Here is a 22839-nt window from a genome sequence, read left to right on the forward strand (position 1 = left end):
GCTATCTATATCGCACGGTGGAGTGCGCGGGTCAACGCCGAACACGAGGACGACTCATTAACGGCGCGTGGTGCCCTCGGTGTCACCGAACCGCTGGCCCCGTCGGATCACGGCGTGGCGCACCGGCTGAGCAGAAGTGGGACACCGTCGCCGGTCAGGTCCGTGCAGTAGGCCCGACGCCCGGTCATCGCCATCGTCAGGGCGAGCGTGGCACCGGACACCAGCGGTCCGGAGCCGGTGGTGAAGGGCCCGTCGGTCGCCGCCAGACGCAACCCGCGGATCCGGCCCTTGGCCGGCACGGTGAGGTCGGAGCCGGCGAAGTACTCGGCGACCCGGGTGACCGTCTCGATCGGGTACGGGTGGTCCAGCCCCAGCGGGCGGCGGATGTCCTCGCCGTGCACGACCTGCTCACCGAGCATCGCCAGCACCGGCAGGGGCGGCTTGGTGGTGCTGGTGACGACCCGACGGAACCGGGCGAGGGTGTCCTCGGGGGTGCCGCCAAGTTGCTCTCTGAGCCGCATGAGCACCTGCCGGTCGAAGTCCCACCGGCACCGGACAACGCCCAGCATCCAGCGCGTGGGGGTGAGACTCGCCGCCGCGGTGAGATGGGCGAGGACCTCACGCACCGTCAGTCCCGTACACAGCGACGGGGTGCTCCACCGGTCAACGGTCAGGCCGGCGAGATCGTCGGCCAGCGCCGCCCGTTCCGCGTGGACCAGCGACCAGACGGCGGCGCGGTCGTGTCGGGCAGTTTGCTCGGTCATGCGGTGGACCTCCTGTGGTGGCCGCCGTCGCGCCGGGCCCGTACGGTCGGGGCGCTGCGAACGGGGTAGTCGTGCCCTGCCGAGAGAGAAGACTCCCGGCGTCGGGCAGAATCGTCGCTCGTGACCGACCCTTCTTTCGAACAGGTCGCCGGGATGTCGCCCGAGGCCGAGGATCCGGATCTCATCCGGGCGCGTGCCGGGGACGAGGCCGCGTTCGGCCGGCTGGTCGCGCCGCTGCGTCGGGAGTTGCACGGGCACTGCTACCGGATGCTCGGCTCCCCGCACGACGCCGACGACGCCCTCCAGGAGGCCCTGCTGCGGGCCTGGCGGGGAGTCGGCCGCTACGCGGGTCGCGGATCCCTGCGGTCATGGCTCTACACCATCGCCACCCGCACCTGCCTGGACGCCGTCGAGACGCGCCGTCGGCGTGCCCTGCCCGTCGATCTCGGGCCGTCCAGCGACCAGGCCGTCCTCGGTGTCGCCCGGACCGAGGTGGCCTGGCTGGGCCCGTACCCGGACACCGGGATCACCGCCGGACCGCTCGGTCCGCACGCCCGCTACGAGCAGCGGGAGGCGGTCGAACTCGCCTTCGTGGCCGCCCTGCAACACCTGCCCGGCAACCAACGGGCCGCGCTGCTGCTCTTCGACGTCCTCGGCTACTCCGTCGCCGAGATCGCCGCGATGATGGCCACCTCCACCACGTCGGTGAACTCGGCGTTGGCGCGGGCCCGCAGGATCGTCGCCGAGCGGGTGCCGGCGCTGTCGCAGCAACAGACGCTGCGCGACATCGGTGACGCCCGGCTGCGAGAGGTGGTCACCGCGTTCGCGGCGGCGTTCGAACGCCGTGACGTGGACGCCCTGGTGGCGCTGCTGACCGAGGACGTCACCTGGTCGATGCCGCCGCTCGCGGAGTGGTACGCCGGACTCGACGCCGTCACCGACTTCGCCGCCGAGGTACCGCTCGGCATCTGCCCCAGCTGGCGGTCCCTGCCGACAAGCGCGAACGGCCAGCCGGCCGTCGCGTTCTATCTGGGCGATGATCGGACCAGGGCCCACCACGGCTGGTCGATCACCGTACTGACGCTGCGCGGCGAGCGGGTCGCCGGCATCACCTCGTTCGTCGGCGCGGACCACTTCACCCGGTTCACCCTGCCGGTAAGCGTCGCCGAGGAAGCCGGCGCCCGCGCGGCCCGGTGAACGAGCTGGCCACTAGATCACCAGGGTGTCGTCGCGCCCGGTGCGGCGGCGGACGTGACCGCGCCACCCGGCGAGCAGGGCGATCGCGGTCCAGCCGGTGACGCCGAGCACGAGCGCGGTCAGCTTGCCGCCGGAGTCGACCCGGTCGGCGTCCTGGAGGGTGAGCGGCCCGTCCGGGTCGGTCAGCACGGTGAGCCTGTCGCCGACCCGGTAACCGGGGTCACTGCCCTGGCCGTCCAGGCACCCGCCATCCCGGCTACGGCGTTCGCAGACACGTCGGAGATCGTAACTGGGCTCGTCGAGATCGAATCGCCGGCCGCGACCGACCTCCGCCCACCGCTGCGGAGCGGGCTCAGCGCGTCGCGGCCAGGGTCACCGGTACCGCGACGACGTTGGTGCGGGAACCGTCGTCGGCGGACACCTCGTACACCTCGATCGTGCCGGCCTGCTCGGTCGGCAGCCGGTATCGCACGGTGACCCGGTAGGCGCCCCGGCAGCCGGTTCCGCAGGTGGCGGTGGTGAAGGCGGTGGCGAGTTGACGGCCGGCGGCGTCGAGCACCCGCACGTTGACGGTCGCCTCGAACACGTCGGCGCTGCCGGTGACGGTGACCGGGCTGGTCACCCGGTCGCCGATGACCGGTCCGGTGACCACGACCGGTGGCAGCAGGTCGGCGTGGTCGACGCGACCGGTCGGTGCGGCGGTGCCGAAATCGACCCCGCGCACGGTGGGGAACTGGGTGAGGGTGTAGACCACCTGCGCCTCACGTAGCCGGGCGGTGAACGGGTCGGCCACGGCGGCCAGCCGGACACTTGCGACACCGGCGACGATCCGGCTCACCTCGGCACCGTCCGGCAGCAGGGTGACCAGGCCGGCGTCGGCTTCCCGCCGGGTGGGTCCTGCGGCCAACTCGGCCAGGGCCAGCCGGGAGGTGGCCACCGTGGCGGGTCGGGTGCGTCGGGTCGGGACGAGCCGCCCGTCACGGACGTACCACAGCTCAAGGGTGACCGTCGCCGACCGGCTGACGCCGGTGGTGCCGGTGCGGGGCGTGGTCGGTGCGGGGGCGGCGGTGGGCGGCGGCGCGCTGGTGGCGGACGGGCCGACGCTGGTCGGAGCTGGCCCGGTCGGCGCGGCGGCGGTCGGCGCCGGGCCGAGCGAGCCGGACCGCGACGGCGCGCACCCGGCGACCAGCAGCACCAGGGCGACAAGCGTCGCGAGTCGGCGGCGGCTCATCCGGTGCCGCCGGTCGGCTCGGACCCGCCCGCGTCGGGCAGCCCCGACGACACCCGCGTCGACCCGGCGTTCTCCGCCGCGGCACGCGTCGACGGGACGTCCTCCGGGGCGCTGCCGGGCAGGTCGAGGCGGAACCGGGTGCCGGTGCCGGGAGCACTGTGCACGGTCAACGTTCCGCCGAGCAGCCGGGCGTTCTCCAGGGCGATGGCCAGACCGAGTCCGCTACCGCCGCCCGAGCGGGCCGGGTCGACCTTGTGGAACCGGTCGAACAGGCGGGGCAGGTGCTCCGCCGGGATACCCGGCCCCTGGTCGTCGACGTCGACGTGCACCCGGTCCCCGGACCGGGCGGTCCGCACCCGGACCTCACCGGCGCCGTGCTGCACCGCGTTGGCGATCAGGTTGCCCAGCACCCGCTCCAGTCGGCGCGGGTCGGTGCGGAGCCGCAGCGGTCCGCCGTCGACGGTGACCCGGTCCGGCCAGCCACGGGCGGCCACGATCCGACGGACCAGACCCGGTGCGTCCACGTCGGTCACGCTCACCGCCTCCCGCCCGGCGTCCAGTCGGGAGATCTCCATCAGGTCCTCCACCAGGCGGCGCAGCCGGACCACGTCGGTGACCAGCAGCTCACCGGCGCGCCGGGCATCGCCGGGCAACTGGTCGAGGTGGTCGCGCAGCAACGAGGCCGCGCCCACCAGAGCGGTCACCGGGGTACGCAGTTCGTGCGCCACGTCGGCGGTGAACCGCCGCTCCCGTTCCTGGGCGCGGTGCAGGGCGGCGATCTTCGCCTCCAACGCCTCGGCCATCTCGTTGAACGACGCGGCCCACCCGCTGAACTCGTCCCGCCCGGCCACCGGCAGCCGGGTGGCGAGCAGGCCCTCGGTGATGGCCCGCGCGGCCCGGCTGGCCCGCCCCACCGGTTCCAGGGTGCGCCGGGCGAGGGTGTGCCCGACCGTGGCGGCGAGGAGCACCACAAGCACCCAGCCGGCGGCGAGCGCATTGCGTAGCTGCTCCAGTCCGGCGACGAGGTCCTCCTCGTCGGTGACGACGTACAGCTCGGCGGTCGAGCCGGGAACCCGTCCACCCACCACGAGCAGCCGCGTCGGCCCGGCGCTGCGCTGGTATCCGAGTTCCCCGGCCGCGACGGTGCTGCGCAGCCGCTCGGTCAGGGCCGGTGCGTACGCCGGGTCCGAGGGCCAGGTGTCTCCGGCGATCAGCACCACGTGCCGGCCGCTGCCCTCGAAGCTGGTCAGCAGTTCGGTGCGGCGCTGCTCGGTCAGCGGCAGGAACTGCCCGGCGAGCACCAGCCGGTACCGGGCGTCGGCTGCGGCGGCGTGCAGCGACGCGTCGTAGCGGGCCTGCCGCAGCAGCAGGTACGACCCACCGGCGAGCACCCCGGCGGAGATCCCGGCGACCAGCACGAACGCGATGGTCAGCCGGCGGCGCAGCCGGCCGGGACGGACGGTGGGCGGGCCCGCCGTCGTCACCGGGGCGGGCCTCGTGCCCGCCGTCGCCGCCGCTACCGGTTCCCCGCTCATCGCCGCCGCCCGCTCAACCGGCGACGAGCTTGTACCCGGCACCGCGTACCGTGCGAATCAGTCGAGGGTTGCCCGGGTCCGCCTCGACCTTGGCGCGCAGCCGCTGCACCGCCACGTCGACCAGCCGGCTGTCACCGAGGTAGCTGTGGTTCCAGACCCGGTCCAGCAGCAGCTCACGGGTGAACACCTGCCCGGGCCGGCGGGCCAGCTCCAGCAGCAGCCGGAACTCGGTCGTGGTCAGCGGCAGCTCCTGACCGTCCCGGCGGGCCACGAACGCACCGGCATCGATCTCCAGGCCGCCGACCCGCAGTGGGCCGGGCTCGGGCGGCACCACTGCGCGGCGTAGCACCGAACGGACCCGGGCCACCAACTCGGGCAGGTCGAAGGGCTTGCGCAGGTAGTCGTCGGCGCCGCATTCGAGACCGACCACCACGTCGATGGTGTCGGTGCGGGCGGTCAGCATCAGGATCGGCACCGCGCTGCTGCGCCGGATCTCCCGACACACCTGGAGGCCGTCGAGACCCGGCAGCATGATGTCCAGCACGATCAGGTCGACGGTCCCGGACCGCCAGGCGGTCAGGGCCTGCCGGCCGTCGGCGGCGGTGTCCACCCGGAAACCGGCGCGGCGCAGCCCGAGGGCGGTCACCTCCCGGATGGAGGCGTCGTCCTCGACCACAAGCACGCGGCCGTCCATGATGCACCCAGGGTAGTCCCGGGTGGTTTGTACGTCGCTCGGCGTGACGGGCAGGGATGGGGGTCCGGCCGGTGCCGGACCCCCACCGCAGCGGTCGGTCATTCCTGCCACTGGTGCGCCACGTCGAGCACGATCCGGCTTTGGTTACCGGGCCCGGCCAGCACGAACACCCGGAACGGCAGCCGGGCGCGGACACCGACGGCGAAGGTGCTGTAGCCCTCGAAACTGCCGCCGAAGACCACGTCGCGCAGGGTCTGGTAGCGCAGCACGTTGGCCACGTGCTCGCCGGTCCGGTACGGCACCGTCGCGAGGTGCTCGTCGTCGTACGCGGGGGCGCGCAACGAGACCCGCAGCAGCGCGTCACCAGCGGTGTACGGCGACAGCGGCAACCCTTCACCCTCGGTGTACGTCTCGCCGTAGCCGACCGAGTAGCCGGTGACCGGGCCGTCGAACTCGAACACCACCCGGTCGTGGCAGTCGTGCCGGCCGGTCCGTACGTCGATCAGCGGCGCGGAGCTGAGCGCCCCGGCGGTCTTGTCTGCGCTGCCCCAGGTGATCCCGCAGTACGGCGAGCCGGTCGCCGCCTGCGTGGCGGTGGTCGGCGCGGCCGTCGCGGCGATAAGCGCGGCGAGCGCCACGGTCAGCGTGGTGACGGTCCTTCTGATCCGCATCCTCGTCTCCCTTCGGTCCCGCCGCGACGTGAGCGCGAGCGGGTGTGAGCTGGTCGGATCCACCGTCGTGCCGGCCTGCCACAGTGGTTTCACGGTGGCGTAACGCGCGGGTAACAGCGGTGGGCGGTATGACGCTTTCGCGATGACAACCAGCGAAGAGTGGCCATTAATATTCACGCACATCGATTGCGGCGTGTCGGTGCGCCGCTCAGTCCGCAGGGAGTGCGTGATGATCCGACGACAACTGCTGCGCGCGGCCACCGCCGCGCTGGCGGCGGTGCTGGCGGCGACGGGGCTTCAGGTGGCCACCGCCGCCAGCGCCTCGGCGGCACGGACCGTCTACTACGACGCCACCCGGGCCGGCGAGTTCCGGACCAACTTCGACCAGGCCGCGCAGATCTGGAACAGCCGGGTCAGCAACGTGCGGCTGGTGCCCGGCACGCCCGCCAGCGTCACCATCTACGTCGACAGCGGCTGGCCCCGGGCGCAGGTCACCGGGCTCGGCTCGGGACGCATCTGGATGGGCTGGCAGGCGGTCAACCAGGGCTACCACCGCACCCGGATCGCCACCCACGAGTTCGGTCACATTCTCGGTCTGCCCGACCGGCGCACCGGCCTCTGCTCCGACCTCATGTCCGGCAGCAGCGCGCCGGTCTCCTGCACCAACGCCTACCCGAGTGCTGCCGAGGCGAACCGGGTCAACCAGCTCTTCGCCGGCAGCATGAGCGCGTCGGCCGCCGCCGGCACGTACACCTGGACCGAGGACAACGGTGTCGGGATCCTCGTGGTCAACGGCCGCCCGGCCACCGAGAACTACCCGTGGCTGGTCTACACCTCCGGCTGCACCGGCACCCTGATCAAGGCCAACTGGGTGGTCACCGCGCGGCACTGCCCGACCCCGTCGTCCGTGCGGGTGGGCAGCATCAACCGCACCAGCGGCGGCACGGTCGTCCGGGTCAGTCGGGCGGTCAACCACCCGAGCATCGACGTCAAACTGTTCCAACTCGCCAGCTCGGTCAGCTACGCCCCCGCGCCCATCCCGACCACCTCCGGTGCCGTCGGCACGGCCACCCGGATCATCGGATGGGGCCAGACCTGCGCGCCCCGCGGCTGCGGCTCCGCGCCCACCGTGGCGCACGAGCTGGACACCTCGATCGTGGCCGACAGCCGGTGCAGCGGCATCAACGGCCCGTACGAGATCTGCACCAACAACACCAACGGCAACGCCGGTGCCTGCTACGGCGACTCCGGCGGCCCCCAGGTGCGCCGGATCAACGGCGTGTGGAACGTGATCGGCGCGACCAGCCGGGCGGGCAACAACAACTCCACCTGCGCCACCGGCCCGTCCATCTACGGTGACCTGACCTCGATCCGCTCCTGGATCAACTCCCAGGTCGGCGGCCTCCCCGCCTGACAGCCTTGTCGATCATGCAGGTGTGGCACCCGGAACATCCCTTTTCGAGGAGTTCAGGGGTGCCACAGCTGCATGATCGGCGGGGGAGTGCGGGGGCGGGACGGTGGGGTGGGATAGTGGGCGGTCGTGACGCGGTATGGGGTGTTGAGTCTGCCTTCGAGCAACCGGGTGTACTCGGGGGCGGCAGTGGAGTTGACGCGGGCGGAGCTGGAGATCTTCGGCGACGCGGTGCTGGGTGGGCGGATCGGTGACGTGGCGACCGCGACCATCGGCGGGGCACGCTACGTCACCTTCGACGCCGACGGTGGCCTGACCGAGCAGGACGCCGCGCTGCTGGGCAACCTCTCCAGCGCGTACGCCATCTTCGAGTTCGTCGGCGACCTGCTGCGGCCGGTGCCGTTGACCCGGCTGGACCGCTTCGACGACGACCTGCTCACCATTCAGAAGTATCCGGGCAAGACCAACGAGCAGTTCACCAAGTTGCTGCTCAACGTCACGTTGCTCGCCTCGGACGGGGCCGGCGACCTGCTGACCCGGCGGTTCCGGGTGCTCGACCCGCTGTGTGGCCGGGGCACCACGCTCAACCAGGCGATGATGTACGGCTTCGACGCCGCCGGTCTGGACCGCGACAGCAAGGACTTCGAGGCGTACCAGACGTTTCTGAGCACCTGGCTCAAGCGCAAGCGGATCAAGCACCGGGTGCTGGAGTCCGGGCCGATCCGCCGGGAGCGCAAGGTGGTCGGCCGGCGGCTGCGGGTGGAACTGGCCGCCTCGAAGGAGGCCCACAAGGCCGGCGACGTGCAGTCGGTGGACGTGGTCAACGCCGACACCACCCGGGTCGGTGAGTTCTTCCGCCCGGAGACCATCGACGTGGTGGTGGCCGACGCGCCGTACGGTGTGCAGCACGGCAGCCGTACCGCCGAGAGCGGGCTGGCCCGCGACCCGCTTGCCCTGCTCACCGCCGCCGTGCCCGGGTGGGCGCGGGTGCTGCGCCCCGGTGGCGCGCTGGGCATCTCGTGGAACACAAACGTGGCGCGGCGGGAGGAGGCCGCCGCCCGGCTGGCCGCTGCCGGCCTCACCGTCCTCGACACCGGCCCCTGGCGCACCCTCTCCCACCGCGTCGACCAGTCCATCGTCCGCGACGTCCTAGTAGCCCAAAAACCCACCTAACCCCACCCCCACCCCACCCCTATACCCCGTTGATCATGAGGTTGGCGGCGATATTGATCTACAAGCTTGCCGCTAACCTCATGATCAACGAGGAAAAGGGGGGAGGGTGGGGTGCGGTTAGCGGGGTTGGGCTTGGGGGCGGGTGGGGGTGGGGCCGAAGGTGGTGAGGAAGCGGTCGCGGAACTCGTTCATGGGCCAGACCGGTGCGTTCGGGTCCGGGGTCAGGCCGTCCTGCCAGCCCCAGTCGTTGGTGCGTTGCAGCACCGCCTGGTCCTTGGTCACGATGTGGATCGGCACGTCGTGGCTCGGGTTCTCGCCGGTGACCACCGGCGCGGGCTGGTGGTCACCGACGAAGACCAGCACCGTGTCGTCGTCGCCGTACCTCTCCACGTAGGAGATGAGGGTACGCAGCGTGTAGCTGATCGAGTGCCGGTAACCAGTGCGGGCCTGCGCCGTCGGCGTGCCGATGATGCCCCGCCGAAACACCTCGCCGTCGTCGATGGTGTCCCAGTCGACAAGCGACGGCACCTTCGTCCAGGGGGAGTGGCTGGAGACCAGGGCCAGCTCGGCCATGACCGGACGGTCCTGCTGCCCGGCCAGCTCCCGCTTGTGGAACTGGTGGATGGCGAACTGGTCAGGCATCGGCGCGAAGGCGAACTTGGGGCCCTGATAGCCCAGGTCGGGGCCGCTGTAGAACTGCTCGTAGCCGTAGAAGGCACCCTCCGGCCAGGCCTGGTTCACCGCCGGCATCACCCCGACCGTACGCCAGGAGGCGCGCCGGAACGCGTCACCGAGGGTGAACCGGTCGGTGGCGAGCAGGTTCCGGTAGCGCTGGTTGTTGTCGACCCACAGGCCGGACAACAGGGTGGCGTGCGCCAACCAGCTGGCACCACCGATGGTCGGCGAGGTGAGAAAGCCGCTGCGGGTGGCGAACCCGGCCGTGGCCAGCCGGTCGGCGCTCTCGTCGAGCATCCGGGGGATGGACGCGAACTCGGCGTCGGTGACCGCGTCGCGGCCGTAACTCTCCACGAAGGCGATCAGCACGTTCTTGCCGCGCAGGCCGGTGAGTAACTGGTCGGCGGGTACGTCCCGGAACGGGTCAACCCCGACCTCGTCGGCGAACGCCTGGCGGTCGTACAGCCGGTCCCGGACCTCGGCGGCGTGCTCCTGGACGAGGATTGTGGCGTTGGTGTCGGCCATCGGCATGGCGGGCACGATCCGCGCCCCGAAGGCGGCCAGCACCGCCCAGACCACCACAAGCGTGGCGACCGCCCGCGTGCTGCCGGTGCGGTGCCGGGTCAGCAACCCGGACAGCCGCACCGCGGACACAGCGGTAAGCACCGGTACGGCCAGCAGCAGTAGCCCGACCCCGAGCGCGATGGCGGTCGCGCCCGGCCGGCCGATCGACTCGGCCACGAAGGTGAACGCCTCGTCCAGCAGCGACCAGTCCAGCACCAGGTCGAACGGGCGACCCAGCGAGGAGTAGAAACCCAGGTCGCCGACCTTCACCACGGCGACGAGCCCGAGCAGTCCACCGGCCAGCGCGGCCACCACCCGGCGGGGCCGACCGGGCAGCGCGAGCAGCAGCGCGGCCAGCAGCAGCGCCTCCAGCGGGATCCGCAGGAACGCGCCGGGCTCCAGCTGCCACGGCCGGTTGGGCAGGGTGAACGTGACAAGCACCAGCAGCGCGGCGAGCGCCGTGGCCACCCGCGCGACGATCCGTCGCCGCAGGGTGACCGGCGCTGGCCGGGACGCGGCGGCATCCGCCCCGGTCCCGCGTGCCTCGACGGTCTCGGTCCCGCGCGGGTTGGGGGCGCCGGTCCCGCGCGCGGCGACGGTCGTGGGTGGGGCCGCCTCGACGGTGCGTTCGCGCGGGTCGGTGGCGGTGCTCGGGTTCTGGTCGGCGTCGGGCGTGGACGCCGGGTCGGCGATCGACAACTGGGTCTCCCGGGTCAGCGCAGCGACAGGACGGGGGCGGTGGACAGGTCGCGCTCGTCGACCCGATCGGCCCGCCGCATGCCGATCGGCATGGTCGGTACCGTCGGCACCACCAGGGCCGGCACGGTCCGGACCTGCCGGTGCCGCCACAGCCAGCTGACGTCCCGCCCGAACGACTCGACCAGCAGGCCCAACGCGGCCACCAGCACGACCATGGTCAGCATCCCGGGCAGCACCTGGGCGGCGGCGACCGCGAGCATGATCCCCTGGACCGCGGCGACCACCTTACGCCAGTACCGGTGCGGCAGTTGCGCGTTCACCCACGGCAGGACCCAGCCGGCGACCAGGAAGACGTACCGCATCAGGCCGATGGCGAGCACCCAGGCACCGACCGACGGGGCGACGTGGAGGCTCAGCATCAGCACCAGGAACGAGTCGACCTCCATGTCGAACCGGGCGCCGAGTGCGCTGGTCGTCCCGGTGCGGCGGGCCACCTTGCCGTCGACCGCGTCGAGGGCAAGGGCCACCGTAGTCATCGCCACCAGCAGCGCCACCGGCGCGGGGCGACCGGTGGTCAGGGCGTCGGCGATCAGCGCGGTCACCGCACCGACCAGCAGCCCGCGACCCATCGTCACCCAGTCGGCCGGTCCCAGCCGGTTCGAGCCCGCGTGACGGAGCCCACGCACGAGTGCCAGGCAGGTCACCATCCCGTACGCCAGGCCCGCCAGCCAGCCCGCGACACCGAGACCGACCGTCGCGGCGAGCCCCGCCAGCAGAACGATCTGGACGATCAGCCCGATTTGCGGACCGGTTCGAACTGTGGACACCGTGCCTCCGTGTTTATGATCGACGACCCCTGACAGGGAACTACGGAAAATACGACGGATCGGTTCGGTCCGGACGCAGGTAAGGAGAAAAATCCGGTGACGCGTACCGCCCTCGCCTTCTGGCTCCGGGCTCCCGGCGCGGGTGAGCTGCGTCCGGTGACGCTGCCGGAACCGAGCACCGGCGAGGTCCTGGTGCGCAGCCGGTACTCCGGGGTCAGCCGGGGCACCGAGACGCTGGTCTTCACCGGTGGCGTACCCGCCAGTCAGTACAACACGATGCGCGCCCCGTTCCAGGAGGGCGACTTCCCGGCCCCGGTCAAGTACGGCTACCTCAGCGTCGGCGAGGTCGAGCAGGGCCCGGCGCACCTGCTCGGTCGTACGGTGTTCTGCCTGCACCCGCACCAGAGCGCGTACGTGGTGCCGGCGGATGCGGTGACCGTGGTACCGGCGCAGGTCCCGGCGGCCCGCGCGGTGCTGGCCGGCACGGTGGAGACGGCCGTGAACGCGTTGTGGGACGCTCCGCCCCTGGTCGGCGACCGGGTGACCGTCGTCGGGGGTGGCATGGTCGGCTGCGCCGTGACCGCCCTGCTGGCCCGCTTCCCCGGGGTCCGGGTGGAACTGGTCGACACCGATCCGTCCCGCGCCGAGGTGGCCGCCGCGTTGGGTGTCGACTTCGCCGCCCCCGAGACGGCCACCGACGGCCGTGACCTGGTGGTGCATGCCAGCGCCAGCGCCGCCGGGCTGCAACGCGGCCTGGAGCTGCTCGCGCCGGAAGGCACCCTGCTCGAACTGAGCTGGTACGGCGACCGTCCGGTGCGACTGTCCCTCGGCGGCGCGTTCCACTCCGGACGACTGAACATTCGCAGCAGCCAGGTCGGCATGGTGGCACCGGCGCGACGCGGCAGTCGCAGCTATGCCGACCGGATGGCACTCGCCCTGGACCTGCTCGCCGACCCGGCGTTCGACGCGCTGATCACCGGCCGGTCGCCGTTCGCGGAACTGCCCGACGTACTCGCCCGACTCAGCGGGGGCGACCTGCCCGCGCTGTGCCATCTCATCACCTACGACGGGGAGTGAACCGTGTTCAGCGTGACCGTCCGTGACCACATCATGATCGCCCACAGCTTCCGTGGCGAGGTCTTCGGCCCCGCCCAACGGCTGCACGGCGCGACGTTCGTGGTCGACGCCACCTTCCGCCGTCCGGACCTCGACGACGACGGCATCGTGGTCGACATCGGACTGGCCACCGATCAGCTCAAGGCGGTGCTCGGCGAGTTGAACTACCGCAACCTCGACGAGGAACCCGCGTTCGCCGGGCAGAACACCACCACCGAGGTGCTTGCCCGCACCATCGCCGACCGGCTCGCCGACCGGGTGGCCGCCGGGCAACTGGGCGGTGGCGCCCGGGGCCTGACCGGCCTCACGGTCACTCTGCACGAGTCGCACGTGGCCTGGGCCAGCTACGAGCGGGCGCTGCCCGGCTCGACCGTCGTCGGTGAGGGCACCGCCTGACGTGCCGACCCTGCACGTGATCCTGCCGGGCGACATCGACGACCCGGCGTCACCCAGCGGCGGCAACGGCTACGACCGGCGGATCTGCGCCGGGCTCGCCGCCGCCGGCTGGTCGGTCCGCGAGCACGCCGTGCCCGGCGACTGGCCGTGCCCGTCCCCGGCTGCGCGGGCCGCACTGGCCCGCGTGCTGGCCGGTACGCCGGACGGTGCGCTGGTGCTGGTCGACGGCCTGGTCGCCTCGGTGGTGCCGGACGTCCTCGCCGCGCACTCCGGGCGGTTGCGCCTGGTCGCGCTGGTGCACCTGCCCCGGGACGACGACGCCGAGGCCCGGGCGCTGGCTGCGGTCACCACCGTGGTCGCCACCAGCGCCTGGACCCGCGACTCGCTGCTGCGGCGGTACGCGCTGCCCGCCGACCGGGTGCACGTGGCGCCGCCCGGGGTGGACCCGGCGTCGCCGGTGCCTGGGTCGGCGACCGGTTCGGCCCTGCTCTGTGTCGCGGCGGTCGCCCGGCACAAGGGCCACGACGTGCTGGTCGAGGCGCTGACCATGGTGGCCGACCGGCACTGGACGCTTACCTGTGTCGGACCGCTGCACCGGGAGCCGGAGTTCGTCGACCGGCTGCGCGAGCGGATCACCGCCGGGCGGCTCGGCGACCGCATTCGGCTGACCGGGCCGTTGGCCGGTGACCGGCTCGACGCCGCGTACGCCGCCGCCGACCTGCTGGTGCACCCGTCGCGCGGTGAGACGTACGGGATGGTGGTCACCGAAGCGTTGGCGCGCGGCGTGCCGGTGCTCGCCACCGCCGTCGGCGGACTGCCCGACGCCCTCGGGCGCACGGCGGCGGGCGACCGGCCGGGTCTGCTGGTGCCGCCCGACGACCCGGCCGCCCTCGCCACGGCGTTGCGCCACTGGCTCGACGACGCGGCCCTGCGCGAGCACCTGCGGCAGGCCGCCCTCCAGCGACGGGACACCCTCGCCGACTGGAACAGCACCGTCGCCCAGATCACCACCGCCCTGAAGGAGGCGTCGGCATGAGCATCGATCTCCCGCCCGATTTCGCGCAGTGGCTCGCGCTGCGGGAACCCGCAGACGTGGCGGCCCGGTCCGCCGAACTGGTCGACACGCTGCGTGCGGCGCTGCCCGACCACGGCCCCCTCGTGGTGCATGATCTCGGCGCCGGGACCGGCTCGCTGGGCCGCTGGCTGGCCCCGCTGCTGCCCGGCGCGCAGCACTGGATCCTGTACGACCAGGATCCCGACCTGCTGGCCCGGGCCCGCGCCGGCATGCCGGCCTGCGCCGCCGACGGCGCCCCGGTGACCGTCGAGACGCGCCAGGGCGACCTGACCCGGCTGACCGCCGCCGAGCTTGCCGACGCCGCCCTGGTCACCGCCTCGGCCCTGCTCGACATGCTGACCGCCGAGGAACTCGACCAACTTGTCGCCGCCTGCGCCAAGGCCGGTTGCCCGGCGTTGTTCCTGATCTCCGTGACCGGCACCGTGCGGTTGACTCCGGCCGACCCGTTGGACGACGAGGTCGCCGCCGCCTTCAACGCGCACCAGCGGCGTACCGTCGGCGGCCGGCGGCTGCTCGGGCCGGACGCGATCGACGCCTGCGCCGCCGCCTTCGGCCGGCACGGGGTGGACGTCGAACTGCGGCCCAGCCCGTGGCTGCTCGGGCCGGAGCAGGCTGCCCTGGCGGCGGAGTGGTTCACCGGATGGCTCGACGCGGCCCGTGAGGAACGCCCCGACCTGACCGCCCTTACCGCCGAGTACGCGCGACGTCGGCTGGCCGAGGCTGAAACCGGTCGGCTCGGGGTACTGGTCGGTCACGTCGACCTGCTGGCGCTGCACCGTTGAACCGGCAGCCGCCCAGCTACGTGCGTACAGTCAGGGAAGATCGTCATGCCGGGGAGGCACGAGTGGGGGATGAAGCTGGCGGCGCCGCACCCACGGCGACCCCGGTGCGTCGGTCGTTCTGGGGCTGGGCCCGGCTGGCACTGGGGCTGGGTGTCCTCGTGGGGCTGCTCTGCTGGCTCGGCACCGGCCCGTTCCTGGCCGGGCTGCGGCTGATCGACGCACCCGCGCTGGCCGCCGCACTCGCCATCGGTGTCCTCACCACGGTCTGCGCCGCCTGGCGGTGGAGCCTTGTCGCGGGCGGCCTGGGCGTACGCCTGCCACTGCGGGAGGCGGTCGCCCACTGTTACCGGGCGATCTTCCTCAACGCGACGCTGCCCGGCGGGATCCTCGGTGACGTGCACCGCGCGGTGCGGCACGGCCGCGACGTCGGTGACGTCGGACGCGGCATCCGGGCGGTGGTGTGGGAACGGATGGCCGGGCAGGTGGTGCTGGTCGCGGTGGCCGCGGTACTGCTGTTCGCCTTCCCGTCGCCGGTGCGCCCGTTCCTGCCGGTGGCGACCGCCGTGGTGGTGGCGGTGCTGCTCGCCGTGGTGCTGGCCGCCCGACTGCTGCCGCAGTCCGGTGCCTCCCGGTGGGCGCGTGCCTTGGGCACCGCAGTCTCCGACGTACGTCTCGGGCTGCTCGGCCGGCGTACCTGGGCGGGGGTGCTGCTCGCCTCCGCGCTGGCGGTCGCCGGGCACCTCGCGACCTTCCTGGTGGCGGCACGCACGGCGGGTTCCACCGCCCCGTTGAGCCTGCTGCTGCCGCTGACCCTGCTGGCCCTGCTCGCGATGGGGGTGCCGGCCAACGTCGCCGGGTTCGGTCCCCGCGAGGGGGTGGCCGCGTGGGCGTTCGCCGCCGCCGGCCTGACCGCCGCCGAGGGGGTGGCCACCGCGACGGTGTACGGCGCCCTGGTGCTCGTCGCGAGCCTGCCCGGAGCCGCCGTGCTACTGGCCCGACGTGTCCGTGTACCCGCCACCGTCTGACGAGGAGACCCATGTCCGAATCACTGCCTGTCGCCACCATCCGGACGCAGGTCACCGTGCCGCTGCGGTTCCCCGACGGTTACACCACCACGGCCCGGCTGTTCACCTTCGACGGGCTGGTCGACGGCCGGGAGCACCTCGCCTTCGCCCTCGGCGACACCGGCGCGGCGGAACACGGCGGTGACGTGCCACTGGTCCGCCCGCACAGCGAATGTCTCACCGGCGACGTGTTCGGCAGCCAGCGCTGCGACTGCGGACCTCAGTTGCGCGAGGCGGTGCAGCGCATCGCCGACGTCGGCGGCTACCTGCTCTACCTGCGCCAGGAGGGCCGGGGCATCGGGCTGTACGCCAAGCTCGACGCGTACGCGTTGCAGGACGCGGGGCTGGACACTTTCGAGGCCAACGTCGCGCTCGGTCACGCGGAGGACGAACGTGACTACACCGTGGCCGCGCAGATGCTCGCCGCGCTCGGTGTCGGGCCGATCGCGGTGCTGAGCAACAACCCGGAGAAGTCCGACCAGTTGGGTCGGCTCGGGATCACCGTGACCGAGCAGGTGCCCACCGGCGTGTTCCTGTCCCCGGCCAACGCCGACTACCTCGCGGCGAAGGCTAGCCGCGCGGCCCGCGCCGCCGACCTCCCCTTCGTCCGGTGACCGACCCGCCCGGGGTGGCCCGGCCTTACGTGCTGCTCAGCTGTGCCACCTCGATCGACGGCTACATCGACGACGCCACCGAGGAGCGGCTGCTGCTGTCCAACGACGCGGATCTCGACCGGGTGGACGAGGTCCGGGCCGGCTGCGACGCGATCCTGGTCGGCGCCGGCACCGTCCGCCGTGACGATCCCCGGTTGCTGGTGCGCTGCGAACGGCGCCGGGCTGCCCGGGTCGCCCGGGGCCTGCCGGCATCGCCGACCCGGGTGACCATGACCGGCTGCGGCGACCTGGCCCCGGACGCCCGGCTGTTCACCGTCGGCGACACCGAGCGGATCGTCTACAGCGCCAGCGGCGCGGTCGAGAAGACCCGGCACCGGCTGGGTGAGGTGGCCACCGTGGTCGACGCCGGTGACCCGGTCGACCTGGTGCGGATGCTGACCGACCTCGCCGGGCGGGGCGTCGGCCGACTGCTGGTGGAGGGTGGCGCGGGCGTGCACGGCCAGTTCCTCGCCGCGGGGCTCGCTGACGAGCTGCACCTGGTGGTGGCCCCGTTCTTCGTGGGTGACCGGCGGGCGCCGCGGTTCGTCGGCGAGGGCAGCTTCCCGTGGCACCCCGGGCGACGGGCGCAGGTGGTGGAGGCGCGCCAGATCGGTGACGTGGTGCTCACCCGCTACGCCCTGTCCGAGCGCTGCGAACCGGCGTAGGGCGCCTGCCGCTCACCGGATACGGCATCTCGGGGTGTCCGGTGCGGCGGCGGGACGCGACCTACCGCATCTCGGGGTGTCCGGGAGGCGGGATAGCGCGACCTACCGCATTGTGCGGTGCCCGGGGGCAGGGAGACGCGACCTACCGCATTGTGCGGTGCCCGGGCAGGCGGGAAGGAGCGGCCTGCCGCATGTCGGGCTAATCCGAGGGACGATCGAGGAACATCAGTCGGGCGCGTTTGTCGGGGAGGTCGATCACCGGGCCGTCGACGAAGCCGGCCCGCCGCAGCCGGGTGATCGCCTTGTCGTTGCGGGCGTCCGGCTCCATCACCAGCCGTAGCCGGCGGGGGTCGGTGAAGACGAAGGCGACGAACTCGGCCAGCAGCGTGCCGGTGAAGCCCGGCTCGGGCCGTACCGGGGTGCCGATCAGCAGGTGACCGCCGTGGTCGCCGGGATGTACCGGGTAGCACTCGCCGACCGGGTCGTGCTCCGGTTCGTAGGTCTGGAACAGCGCCACCGGGTGCCCGTCGCGCAGGGTGAGGTACGCGTGATGGGTGGCCAGCGAGTCCACGTACCGGTAGATCTCGGCGACCCGCTCCCGGTCGGCGTCGCGCATTCCCCAGAACCGGGCCCGCTCCTGACTGACCCACGAGTGGATCACGTCGGCGTCGGCGTCGGGCTCGACCGGCCGGAAGGTGACCACACCGAACCCGGGTACGTGTCGTTCGTAGTGGTGACGGTCAGTCATCGTGCTCCTCGGTCAGCCGATCCCAGTCACCGACGGTCTGGATCAGGTCGCCGCCGACCCACAGCGGCAGCTGGTCGTCGCGGTGCGGCCCGGTGCCGGTGGCGCCGAGCGGCACCACCCAGCGGCTGTCGTCCCGCCGGGCCAGGTCCCATACGTAGCGAGCCGCGGGCCCGCGCAGGCACCGGTCGGTGACGCCGGGGACGCTGGAGGTGGCCAGCACGCAGTCGTGGTCGCCGGAGAGCTGCGGACCCGGCGGCGTCGCCGGGTCGGGCAGCGCCCGCCACGGCGCGAGCCGGTGTCGTTCGCCCCAGCACCCGGTGTCGCCGTCGGCGGCCACCTCAGTCAGGGCCTCGCGGAGCAGGTCGACCCGGTCCAGGCCGGGCAGGTCGGTGTGCAGCAGCGTGTTCACCGCGTACCCGACCCGGGGGAGCAGGGCCAGCCACGGCCGGAACACCTCCGGATAGGCGGGTGGCTCGGCCAGCGCCGCCAGCGCGGGGTGGGCGGCGAGCCGGCGGGTCACGGCGGCCCGCAGGTCGGCGAAGGCGGCGGCGTCGACGCTCTCGGCGGCCATCCGGCGATCCCAGGCCAGCAGACGTTCCCGCAGTCCGGCGGCGGCCGGACCGAGCCCGTCCAGCGTGGCGAGCAGATCCAGCAGCGGCCCGGCGGCGGCCAGGTGGGTGTCGGTGTGCACGGTCGCCAACTGCTCGGCACGCCAGTCGCCGGTGGTGTCCAGCAACTGGCGGATCCGGTCGGCCCGGTACGGCGGCGCGAACTCCACGCCGAGCCCGGCGGCGATGCCACGGTCGTTGGCCATCACCGCCACCTGACCCACCGGGATGCTCGGCAGGTCGTGCCAGCCCTGCCAGGCGTGGCTCGCCTCCCAGCCGGGGACCACCCGCAACCCGTTGTCCGGGTGCCGTCGAGGCACCCGGCCGGCCACCCGGTGCAGCAGCCCGCCGGCGGTGTCGGCCGCGAGCACCACGTTCACCGGCTCCACCCAGCCGTCCAGCGCCGCGTCGACGTCGTGCACGGTGCGGGCCCGCAGCAGCGCCGGCAGGACACCGAATCCCAGCTCACCGAGGACGCGGGGCGGATACCGCAGGCTTACCGTGAGGGCCGGGTCGTCGTCCGGTCCACCGGAGACCAGCGGTCCCCGTTCGGTCTCGATCACCTCGACCTCGACCGGTTCGGCGTCGGCCACCTCGATCGTCTCGACGTGCCGGTGCGCGGGCCGCCACCCGTCCGGCCCGTACGCCTCGACCCGGTCGCCCCGGCGGCGCAGCCGTTCGGCGTACCCGTCCTGGTAGTCGGCCATCGCGTTGGTGATGGCCCAGGCGACCCCGCCGGCATGGCCGAAGTGCGGGATACCCGGAATGCCGGGCACGGCGAATCCGAGCACGTCGTACTCCGGGCAGGCCAGGCGGATCTGCTGGTAGATGCCGGGCGCCTCGATGAACCGGTGCGGATCACCGGCGATCAGGGCGGCGCCGGTGGCGGTGCGGTCGGCGGCGAGCAACCAGCCGTTGCTGCCGGAGGTGACCTGGTTGTCGACGGCGAACAGGCCGGTGGCCTGCGGGCCGAGCCGGCGGGCCACGTGGTCGCGCCAGAGTTTGGTGCCGAAACCCGCGAAGAGCACGTGGTGACCGAGCCAGATCGCCAGCGGCGTCCACGGCTGCCAGGGGCCCGGTCGCAGGCCGGTGGCGGCGAACTCCGGAGCCTGCGCCGCACCGGCGGCCAGCGCGGCGTTGACCCCGTCGACGTAGCGCCCCACCCACTCGGCGGTGGCCGGATCGAGGGCGGCGTGGCAGCGTCGCGCGGTGTCGTCGAGTCGGGCCCGGCGGGCGAAGCTGTCCCAGGCGAGGGCCTCGGCACCGAGGAACGAGGCGGAGGTGCCCTGGGACCGGTGCCGTTCCACCTCGATCTGCCAGGCCCGGTCCAGGGCGGTGACCCGACCCTGGGCGTAGGCAAGCGACGTGTGGTCGTCGGCGCGCAGGTGCGGGATGCCGTAGCCGTCGCGGTAGCGGCGGGCGCTCACCGGGCCACCGTACCGGCTCGGGCGCGGGCGGCCGGAACCACAAGCGGCGTCCCGGTCTCCGGGTCGTCGATGACCCGGCAGGGCAGGCCGAAGACCTCCTCGACCAGCTCGGCGGTGACGATCCGGCGGGGTTCGCCGGCGGCCACCACCCGCCCACCGCGCATCGCGATCAGGTGGGTGGCGTAGCGGGCGGCATGGTTGAGGTCGTGCAGCACCGCGACAAGCGTGCGCCCCTGCTCCTCGTGCAGCCGGGCACACAGGTCGAGGACCTCGATCTGGTGGGCGATGTCGAGGTACGTGGTGGGTTCGTCCAACAGCAGCAGGGGCGTCTGCTGGGCCAGCGCCATGGCCAGCCAGACCCGCTGCCGCTGGCCACCGGAGAGTTCGTCGACCAGCCGGTCGCCGAGGTCGTCGACGCCGGTGGCGGCCATCGACTCGGCGACGATCCGCTCGTCGTCGGGGGACCACTGCCGCAGCAGCCCCTGGTGCGGGTAGCGACCCCGAGCCACCAGCTCGGCCACGCCGATGCCGTCGGGGGCGATCGGCGACTGGGGCAGCAGCCCGAGCGTACGGGCCACGGCGCGGGCGGAGAGCCGGTGAATGTCCGCGCCGTCGAGCAGCACGGCCCCGGCGGCCGGCTTCAGCAGTCGCGACAGCGCCCGCAGCAGGGTGGACTTGCCGCACGCGTTCGGGCCGATGATCACCGTGAAGGAGCGGTCGGGCACGGCAACGGTGAGGTCCTCGGCGACGACACGTCGGTCGTAGGCGAGCCGCAGCCCGCTGCCACCCAGCCGGGAGGTCGACATGCTTGTTGCTCCGTTCTCGGGTGTCGTGGTCGGGGCCGGACCGTCGGCCGGCACGGTCATCGGGGCCGGACCGTCGGCCGGCACGGTGGTCAGGCCCGGTTCGCCGGCCTGGCGGGGCGTCACAGCCGGCCCGCCCGGCGCTCGGTGGCCAGGAGCCAGACCAGATACCCGCCGCCGATCACGCCGGTCACCACGCCGACCGGCAGCTGGCCGGGGAGGGCACGTAGGGCGACCTGATCGGCGACGACGGTGATCAGCGCGCCGATGACCGTCGCAGGCAGCAGGGTGATCCCGGGTGCCCGGGTGAGCCGGCGGGCGAGGTGGGGGGCGGTGAGCGCGACGAACGGCACCGGTCCGGCGGCGGCCGCGGCCAGCGCCACCAGCAGCACGGCCCCGGCGAGCAGCAGCATCCGCATCCGGTGCACGCTCACCCCCAGTCCGCTGGCGGCGTCGTCGCCCAGCTCGGTCATCCGCAGCGCCGGCCCGCAGGCCAGCAGCGCCGGCACCAGCACCGCGAGGGCGGCCAGCAGCGGCACGACATCGGACCAGCCGCGACCGTCCAGGCTGCCGGTGAGCCAGAGCATTGCCCGGGAGGCGCTCATCAGCGGCACCCGGGTCATCAGATAGCCGTTGACGCCGGTGAGGATGGCCGACATGCCGATGCCGACCAGGACCAGCCGGTAGCCGTGTACGCCGCGCCGCCAGGCGACCAGGTAGATGAGCAGGCCGGTGACGACACCGCCGAGGGCCGCGGAGCCGGCGAGGGCGGCGCTGCTGCCGCCGACGGCGACCACGACGAGCGCGCCGGTTGCCGCGCCCTGGGTGAAGCCGAGCACGTCCGGACTGCCCAGCGGGTTGCGTACCAGCGCCTGGAACACCGCTCCGGCCAGGCCGAGCGCGGTGCCCACGGCCAAACCGGTGACCAGTCGGGGTAGCCGCAACTGGGTGACGATGAACTCCTCGGCGGCGCTGCCGCCACCGGTCAACGTGCGCAGCACGTCGGCCGGTGACATCGGGTACTCGCCGTGTCCGACGGCAAGTACGCCGACGCCGAGGGTGAGCAGCAGGCAGACCGTGCCGACGGCGAGGACGCGAGGGTGCAACCGGACGGAGAGCCGGCCGGGCGTACGAATCACGATCATGAGCGGGTCGTCCTCGTCCTGAGCACCAGCGCCAGGAACAGCGGGCCGCCGACCACCGCAGTGACCAGCCCGACCTGGAGTTCACCGGGGCGGCCGAGGACCCGGCCGAGCACGTCGGAGCCGAGCAGCAGCACCGGGGCGAGCAGCGCGCAGTAGGGCAGCAGCCAGCGCAGGTCGGGGCCGGTGAGGGCACGGACCAGGTGCGGCACGAGCAGCCCGACGAAGACGATCGGTCCGCAGGCGGCGGTGGCGGCCCCGCAGAGCAGGGTGATGGCGATGATCACACCGGCTCGGGCCACGGCGGGTCGGGCACCCAGGGCCTGCGCGGCGTCGTCGCCGAGGGCGAGCGCGTTGAGCGGGCGGGCGGCGACCAGCGCGACCAGCAGCCCGACGGCGATGAACGGCAGCACCCGCAGCACCGTGCCGGTGTCGGCGCTGGCCAGTGACCCGACGGTCCAGAAGCGCAGCCGCTCCAGGCCGGCCGCGTCGAGCAGCATCACCGCGCTGACGTACGAGTACAGGGCCGCGTTGAGCGCCGCGCCGGCCAGCGCCAGGCGGGCCGGGGTGGCTGCGCGACCACCACCGACGGCGTACACCCCGACGGTGACGACGGCGGCGCCGAGCAGCGCGAACCACACCTGCCCGGTGCCGCCACCGAGGCCGAACAGGGCGGTGGCGGTGGCGATGGCGGCGGCGGCACCGGCGTTGATACCGAGCAGGCCGGGGTCGGCCAGCGGGTTGCGGGTGAGCGCCTGCATCGCCGCGCCGGCCACGCCGAGTGCGGCGCCGGCCAACAGCCCGAGCAGCGTACGGGGCAGCCGCAGCTCCCGCACGACGGCGTACTCGGCGGCGTCGCGGTCGGTCAGGGCGTGCCAGACCTCGGACGGGGGGATCGGCTTGGCGCCGACGGCCATGC

The 22839-nt window shown here is 73.2% G+C and carries 23 protein-coding genes; 10 read left to right on the forward strand and 13 right to left on the reverse strand.

The window, feature by feature from the left end; genetic code table 11:
* Positions 1-107 precede the first annotated feature (107 nt).
* Entirely contained in the window at positions 108-764 is a 657-nt protein-coding gene (locus tag ACFY2A_RS12210; protein WP_387171069.1) for a maleylpyruvate isomerase family mycothiol-dependent enzyme, read from the reverse strand.
* 183 nt (positions 765-947) lie between these two features.
* On the opposite strand from ACFY2A_RS12210, the gene ACFY2A_RS12215 reads away from it, so the two are divergent.
* Complete coding sequence (locus ACFY2A_RS12215) at positions 948-1961, forward strand: sigma-70 family RNA polymerase sigma factor (protein WP_387171304.1); 1014 nt, start codon at positions 948-950, stop codon at positions 1959-1961.
* 12 nt (positions 1962-1973) lie between these two features.
* On the opposite strand, the gene ACFY2A_RS12220 is transcribed toward ACFY2A_RS12215, so the two are convergent.
* The 5 genes from ACFY2A_RS12220 to ACFY2A_RS12240 all read right to left on the reverse strand — a co-directional run bounded on the left by ACFY2A_RS12220 (position 1974) and on the right by ACFY2A_RS12240 (position 6092).
* Positions 1974-2150 carry a hypothetical protein gene (locus ACFY2A_RS12220; RefSeq protein ID WP_387171071.1) on the reverse strand — a complete coding sequence of 59 codons (177 nt, stop codon included), beginning with the start codon at positions 2148-2150 and terminating at the stop codon, positions 1974-1976.
* Positions 2151-2313: 163 nt separating this feature from the next.
* Positions 2314-3192, reverse strand: coding sequence for a Gmad2 immunoglobulin-like domain-containing protein (locus ACFY2A_RS12225; RefSeq protein ID WP_387171073.1), 879 nt, complete (start codon positions 3190-3192; stop codon positions 2314-2316).
* Positions 3189-4727, reverse strand: a complete 1539-nt coding sequence (locus ACFY2A_RS12230) for an ATP-binding protein (protein ID WP_387171075.1) — start codon at positions 4725-4727, stop codon at positions 3189-3191. The genes ACFY2A_RS12225 and ACFY2A_RS12230 overlap by 4 nt, the downstream gene beginning before the upstream one ends.
* Positions 4728-4740: 13 nt before the next feature.
* Complete coding sequence (locus ACFY2A_RS12235) at positions 4741-5421, reverse strand: response regulator (RefSeq protein ID WP_387171077.1); 681 nt, start codon at positions 5419-5421, stop codon at positions 4741-4743.
* Positions 5422-5519: 98 nt separating this feature from the next.
* On the reverse strand, positions 5520-6092 hold the full coding sequence (locus ACFY2A_RS12240) for a hypothetical protein (RefSeq protein WP_387171079.1): 573 nt from the start codon (positions 6090-6092) through the stop codon (positions 5520-5522).
* Positions 6093-6321: 229 nt separating this feature from the next.
* Here ACFY2A_RS12240 and ACFY2A_RS12245 point away from each other — a divergent pair, with 229 nt between their 5' ends.
* Both ACFY2A_RS12245 and ACFY2A_RS12250 read left to right on the forward strand, forming a co-directional pair.
* Positions 6322-7506, forward strand: coding sequence for a snapalysin family zinc-dependent metalloprotease (locus ACFY2A_RS12245; protein WP_387171081.1), 1185 nt, complete (start codon positions 6322-6324; stop codon positions 7504-7506).
* 141 nt (positions 7507-7647) lie between these two features.
* Positions 7648-8676: a TRM11 family SAM-dependent methyltransferase gene (locus ACFY2A_RS12250; RefSeq protein WP_387171306.1), complete on the forward strand. Its 1029-nt coding sequence runs from the start codon at positions 7648-7650 to the stop codon at positions 8674-8676.
* A gap of 117 nt (positions 8677-8793) precedes the next feature.
* On the opposite strand, the gene ACFY2A_RS12255 is transcribed toward ACFY2A_RS12250, so the two are convergent.
* Together ACFY2A_RS12255 and ACFY2A_RS12260 are read right to left on the reverse strand one after the other, a co-directional pair.
* The gene (locus ACFY2A_RS12255; RefSeq protein WP_387171308.1) at positions 8794-10632 is read right to left on the reverse strand and encodes a sulfatase-like hydrolase/transferase; all 1839 of its coding nucleotides are present in this window, start codon (positions 10630-10632) and stop codon (positions 8794-8796) included.
* Positions 10629-11441, reverse strand: coding sequence for a CDP-alcohol phosphatidyltransferase family protein (locus ACFY2A_RS12260; RefSeq protein ID WP_387171083.1), 813 nt, complete (start codon positions 11439-11441; stop codon positions 10629-10631). The genes ACFY2A_RS12255 and ACFY2A_RS12260 overlap by 4 nt, the downstream gene beginning before the upstream one ends.
* 96 nt (positions 11442-11537) lie before the next feature.
* On the opposite strand from ACFY2A_RS12260, the gene ACFY2A_RS12265 reads away from it, so the two are divergent.
* From ACFY2A_RS12265 to ACFY2A_RS12295, 7 genes are all read left to right on the forward strand, one after another.
* A complete protein-coding gene (locus ACFY2A_RS12265; RefSeq protein ID WP_387171085.1) occupies positions 11538-12518 on the forward strand; it encodes a zinc-binding alcohol dehydrogenase in 981 nt (326 codons plus the stop codon).
* Positions 12519-12521: 3 nt separating this feature from the next.
* The gene (locus tag ACFY2A_RS12270; protein WP_363920632.1) at positions 12522-12953 is read left to right on the forward strand and encodes a 6-carboxytetrahydropterin synthase; all 432 of its coding nucleotides are present in this window, start codon (positions 12522-12524) and stop codon (positions 12951-12953) included.
* Complete coding sequence (locus tag ACFY2A_RS12275) at positions 12937-13989, forward strand: glycosyltransferase family 4 protein (RefSeq protein WP_387171087.1); 1053 nt, start codon at positions 12937-12939, stop codon at positions 13987-13989. Before ACFY2A_RS12270 ends, ACFY2A_RS12275 begins: the two co-directional genes overlap by 17 nt.
* On the forward strand, positions 13986-14810 hold the full coding sequence (locus ACFY2A_RS12280; RefSeq protein ID WP_387171089.1) for a methyltransferase domain-containing protein: 825 nt from the start codon (positions 13986-13988) through the stop codon (positions 14808-14810). The genes ACFY2A_RS12275 and ACFY2A_RS12280 overlap by 4 nt, the downstream gene beginning before the upstream one ends.
* 104 nt (positions 14811-14914) lie before the next feature.
* Positions 14915-15835 carry a lysylphosphatidylglycerol synthase domain-containing protein gene (locus ACFY2A_RS12285; RefSeq protein WP_363920903.1) on the forward strand — a complete coding sequence of 307 codons (921 nt, stop codon included), beginning with the start codon at positions 14915-14917 and terminating at the stop codon, positions 15833-15835.
* Between the two features lie 11 nt (positions 15836-15846).
* On the forward strand, positions 15847-16488 hold the full coding sequence (ribA, locus tag ACFY2A_RS12290) for a GTP cyclohydrolase II (RefSeq protein ID WP_363920638.1): 642 nt from the start codon (positions 15847-15849) through the stop codon (positions 16486-16488).
* Positions 16485-17192 carry a dihydrofolate reductase family protein gene (locus ACFY2A_RS12295; RefSeq protein ID WP_363920640.1) on the forward strand — a complete coding sequence of 236 codons (708 nt, stop codon included), beginning with the start codon at positions 16485-16487 and terminating at the stop codon, positions 17190-17192. Before ribA ends, ACFY2A_RS12295 begins: the two co-directional genes overlap by 4 nt.
* A gap of 199 nt (positions 17193-17391) precedes the next feature.
* Here the strand turns inward: ACFY2A_RS12295 and ACFY2A_RS12300 are convergent, their stop codons facing one another.
* The 5 genes from ACFY2A_RS12300 to ACFY2A_RS12320 all read right to left on the reverse strand — a co-directional run bounded on the left by ACFY2A_RS12300 (position 17392) and on the right by ACFY2A_RS12320 (position 22837).
* Entirely contained in the window at positions 17392-17940 is a 549-nt protein-coding gene (locus ACFY2A_RS12300; protein ID WP_387171092.1) for a GNAT family N-acetyltransferase, read from the reverse strand.
* Positions 17933-19975 carry a penicillin acylase family protein gene (locus ACFY2A_RS12305; protein ID WP_387171094.1) on the reverse strand — a complete coding sequence of 681 codons (2043 nt, stop codon included), beginning with the start codon at positions 19973-19975 and terminating at the stop codon, positions 17933-17935. Before ACFY2A_RS12305 ends, ACFY2A_RS12300 begins: the two co-directional genes overlap by 8 nt.
* Positions 19972-20781: an ABC transporter ATP-binding protein gene (locus tag ACFY2A_RS12310; protein ID WP_363920646.1), complete on the reverse strand. Its 810-nt coding sequence runs from the start codon at positions 20779-20781 to the stop codon at positions 19972-19974. The genes ACFY2A_RS12305 and ACFY2A_RS12310 overlap by 4 nt, the downstream gene beginning before the upstream one ends.
* 119 nt (positions 20782-20900) lie before the next feature.
* Complete coding sequence (locus tag ACFY2A_RS12315; RefSeq protein ID WP_387171096.1) at positions 20901-21923, reverse strand: FecCD family ABC transporter permease; 1023 nt, start codon at positions 21921-21923, stop codon at positions 20901-20903.
* Complete coding sequence (locus ACFY2A_RS12320; RefSeq protein ID WP_387171310.1) at positions 21920-22837, reverse strand: FecCD family ABC transporter permease; 918 nt, start codon at positions 22835-22837, stop codon at positions 21920-21922. Before ACFY2A_RS12320 ends, ACFY2A_RS12315 begins: the two co-directional genes overlap by 4 nt.
* Positions 22838-22839: the final 2 nt, after the last annotated feature.

The organism is Micromonospora sp. NPDC000442, from assembly GCF_042898635.1.
Taxonomy (GTDB): Bacteria; Actinomycetota; Actinomycetes; order Mycobacteriales; family Micromonosporaceae; genus Micromonospora.

Excerpts from the sequence above, each read along its gene's own strand:
- ACFY2A_RS12240 (WP_387171079.1), bottom strand. The coding sequence starts at position 6,092 with ATGCGGATCAGAAGGACCGTCACCACGCTGACCGTGGCGCTCGCCGCG.
- ACFY2A_RS12300 (WP_387171092.1), bottom strand. The coding sequence starts at position 17,940 with ATGACTGACCGTCACCACTACGAACGACACGTACCCGGGTTCGGTGTG.
- ACFY2A_RS12210 (WP_387171069.1), bottom strand. The coding sequence starts at position 764 with ATGACCGAGCAAACTGCCCGACACGACCGCGCCGCCGTCTGGTCGCTG.
- ACFY2A_RS12225 (WP_387171073.1), bottom strand. The coding sequence starts at position 3,192 with ATGAGCCGCCGCCGACTCGCGACGCTTGTCGCCCTGGTGCTGCTGGTC.
- ACFY2A_RS12280 (WP_387171089.1), top strand. The coding sequence starts at position 13,986 with ATGAGCATCGATCTCCCGCCCGATTTCGCGCAGTGGCTCGCGCTGCGG.
- ACFY2A_RS12245 (WP_387171081.1), top strand. The coding sequence starts at position 6,322 with ATGATCCGACGACAACTGCTGCGCGCGGCCACCGCCGCGCTGGCGGCG.
- ACFY2A_RS12230 (WP_387171075.1), bottom strand. The coding sequence starts at position 4,727 with ATGAGCGGGGAACCGGTAGCGGCGGCGACGGCGGGCACGAGGCCCGCC.
- ribA (WP_363920638.1), top strand. The coding sequence starts at position 15,847 with ATGTCCGAATCACTGCCTGTCGCCACCATCCGGACGCAGGTCACCGTG.
- ACFY2A_RS12315 (WP_387171096.1), bottom strand. The coding sequence starts at position 21,923 with ATGATCGTGATTCGTACGCCCGGCCGGCTCTCCGTCCGGTTGCACCCT.
- ACFY2A_RS12310 (WP_363920646.1), bottom strand. The coding sequence starts at position 20,781 with ATGTCGACCTCCCGGCTGGGTGGCAGCGGGCTGCGGCTCGCCTACGAC.
- ACFY2A_RS12320 (WP_387171310.1), bottom strand. The coding sequence starts at position 22,837 with ATGGCCGTCGGCGCCAAGCCGATCCCCCCGTCCGAGGTCTGGCACGCC.
- ACFY2A_RS12235 (WP_387171077.1), bottom strand. The coding sequence starts at position 5,421 with ATGGACGGCCGCGTGCTTGTGGTCGAGGACGACGCCTCCATCCGGGAG.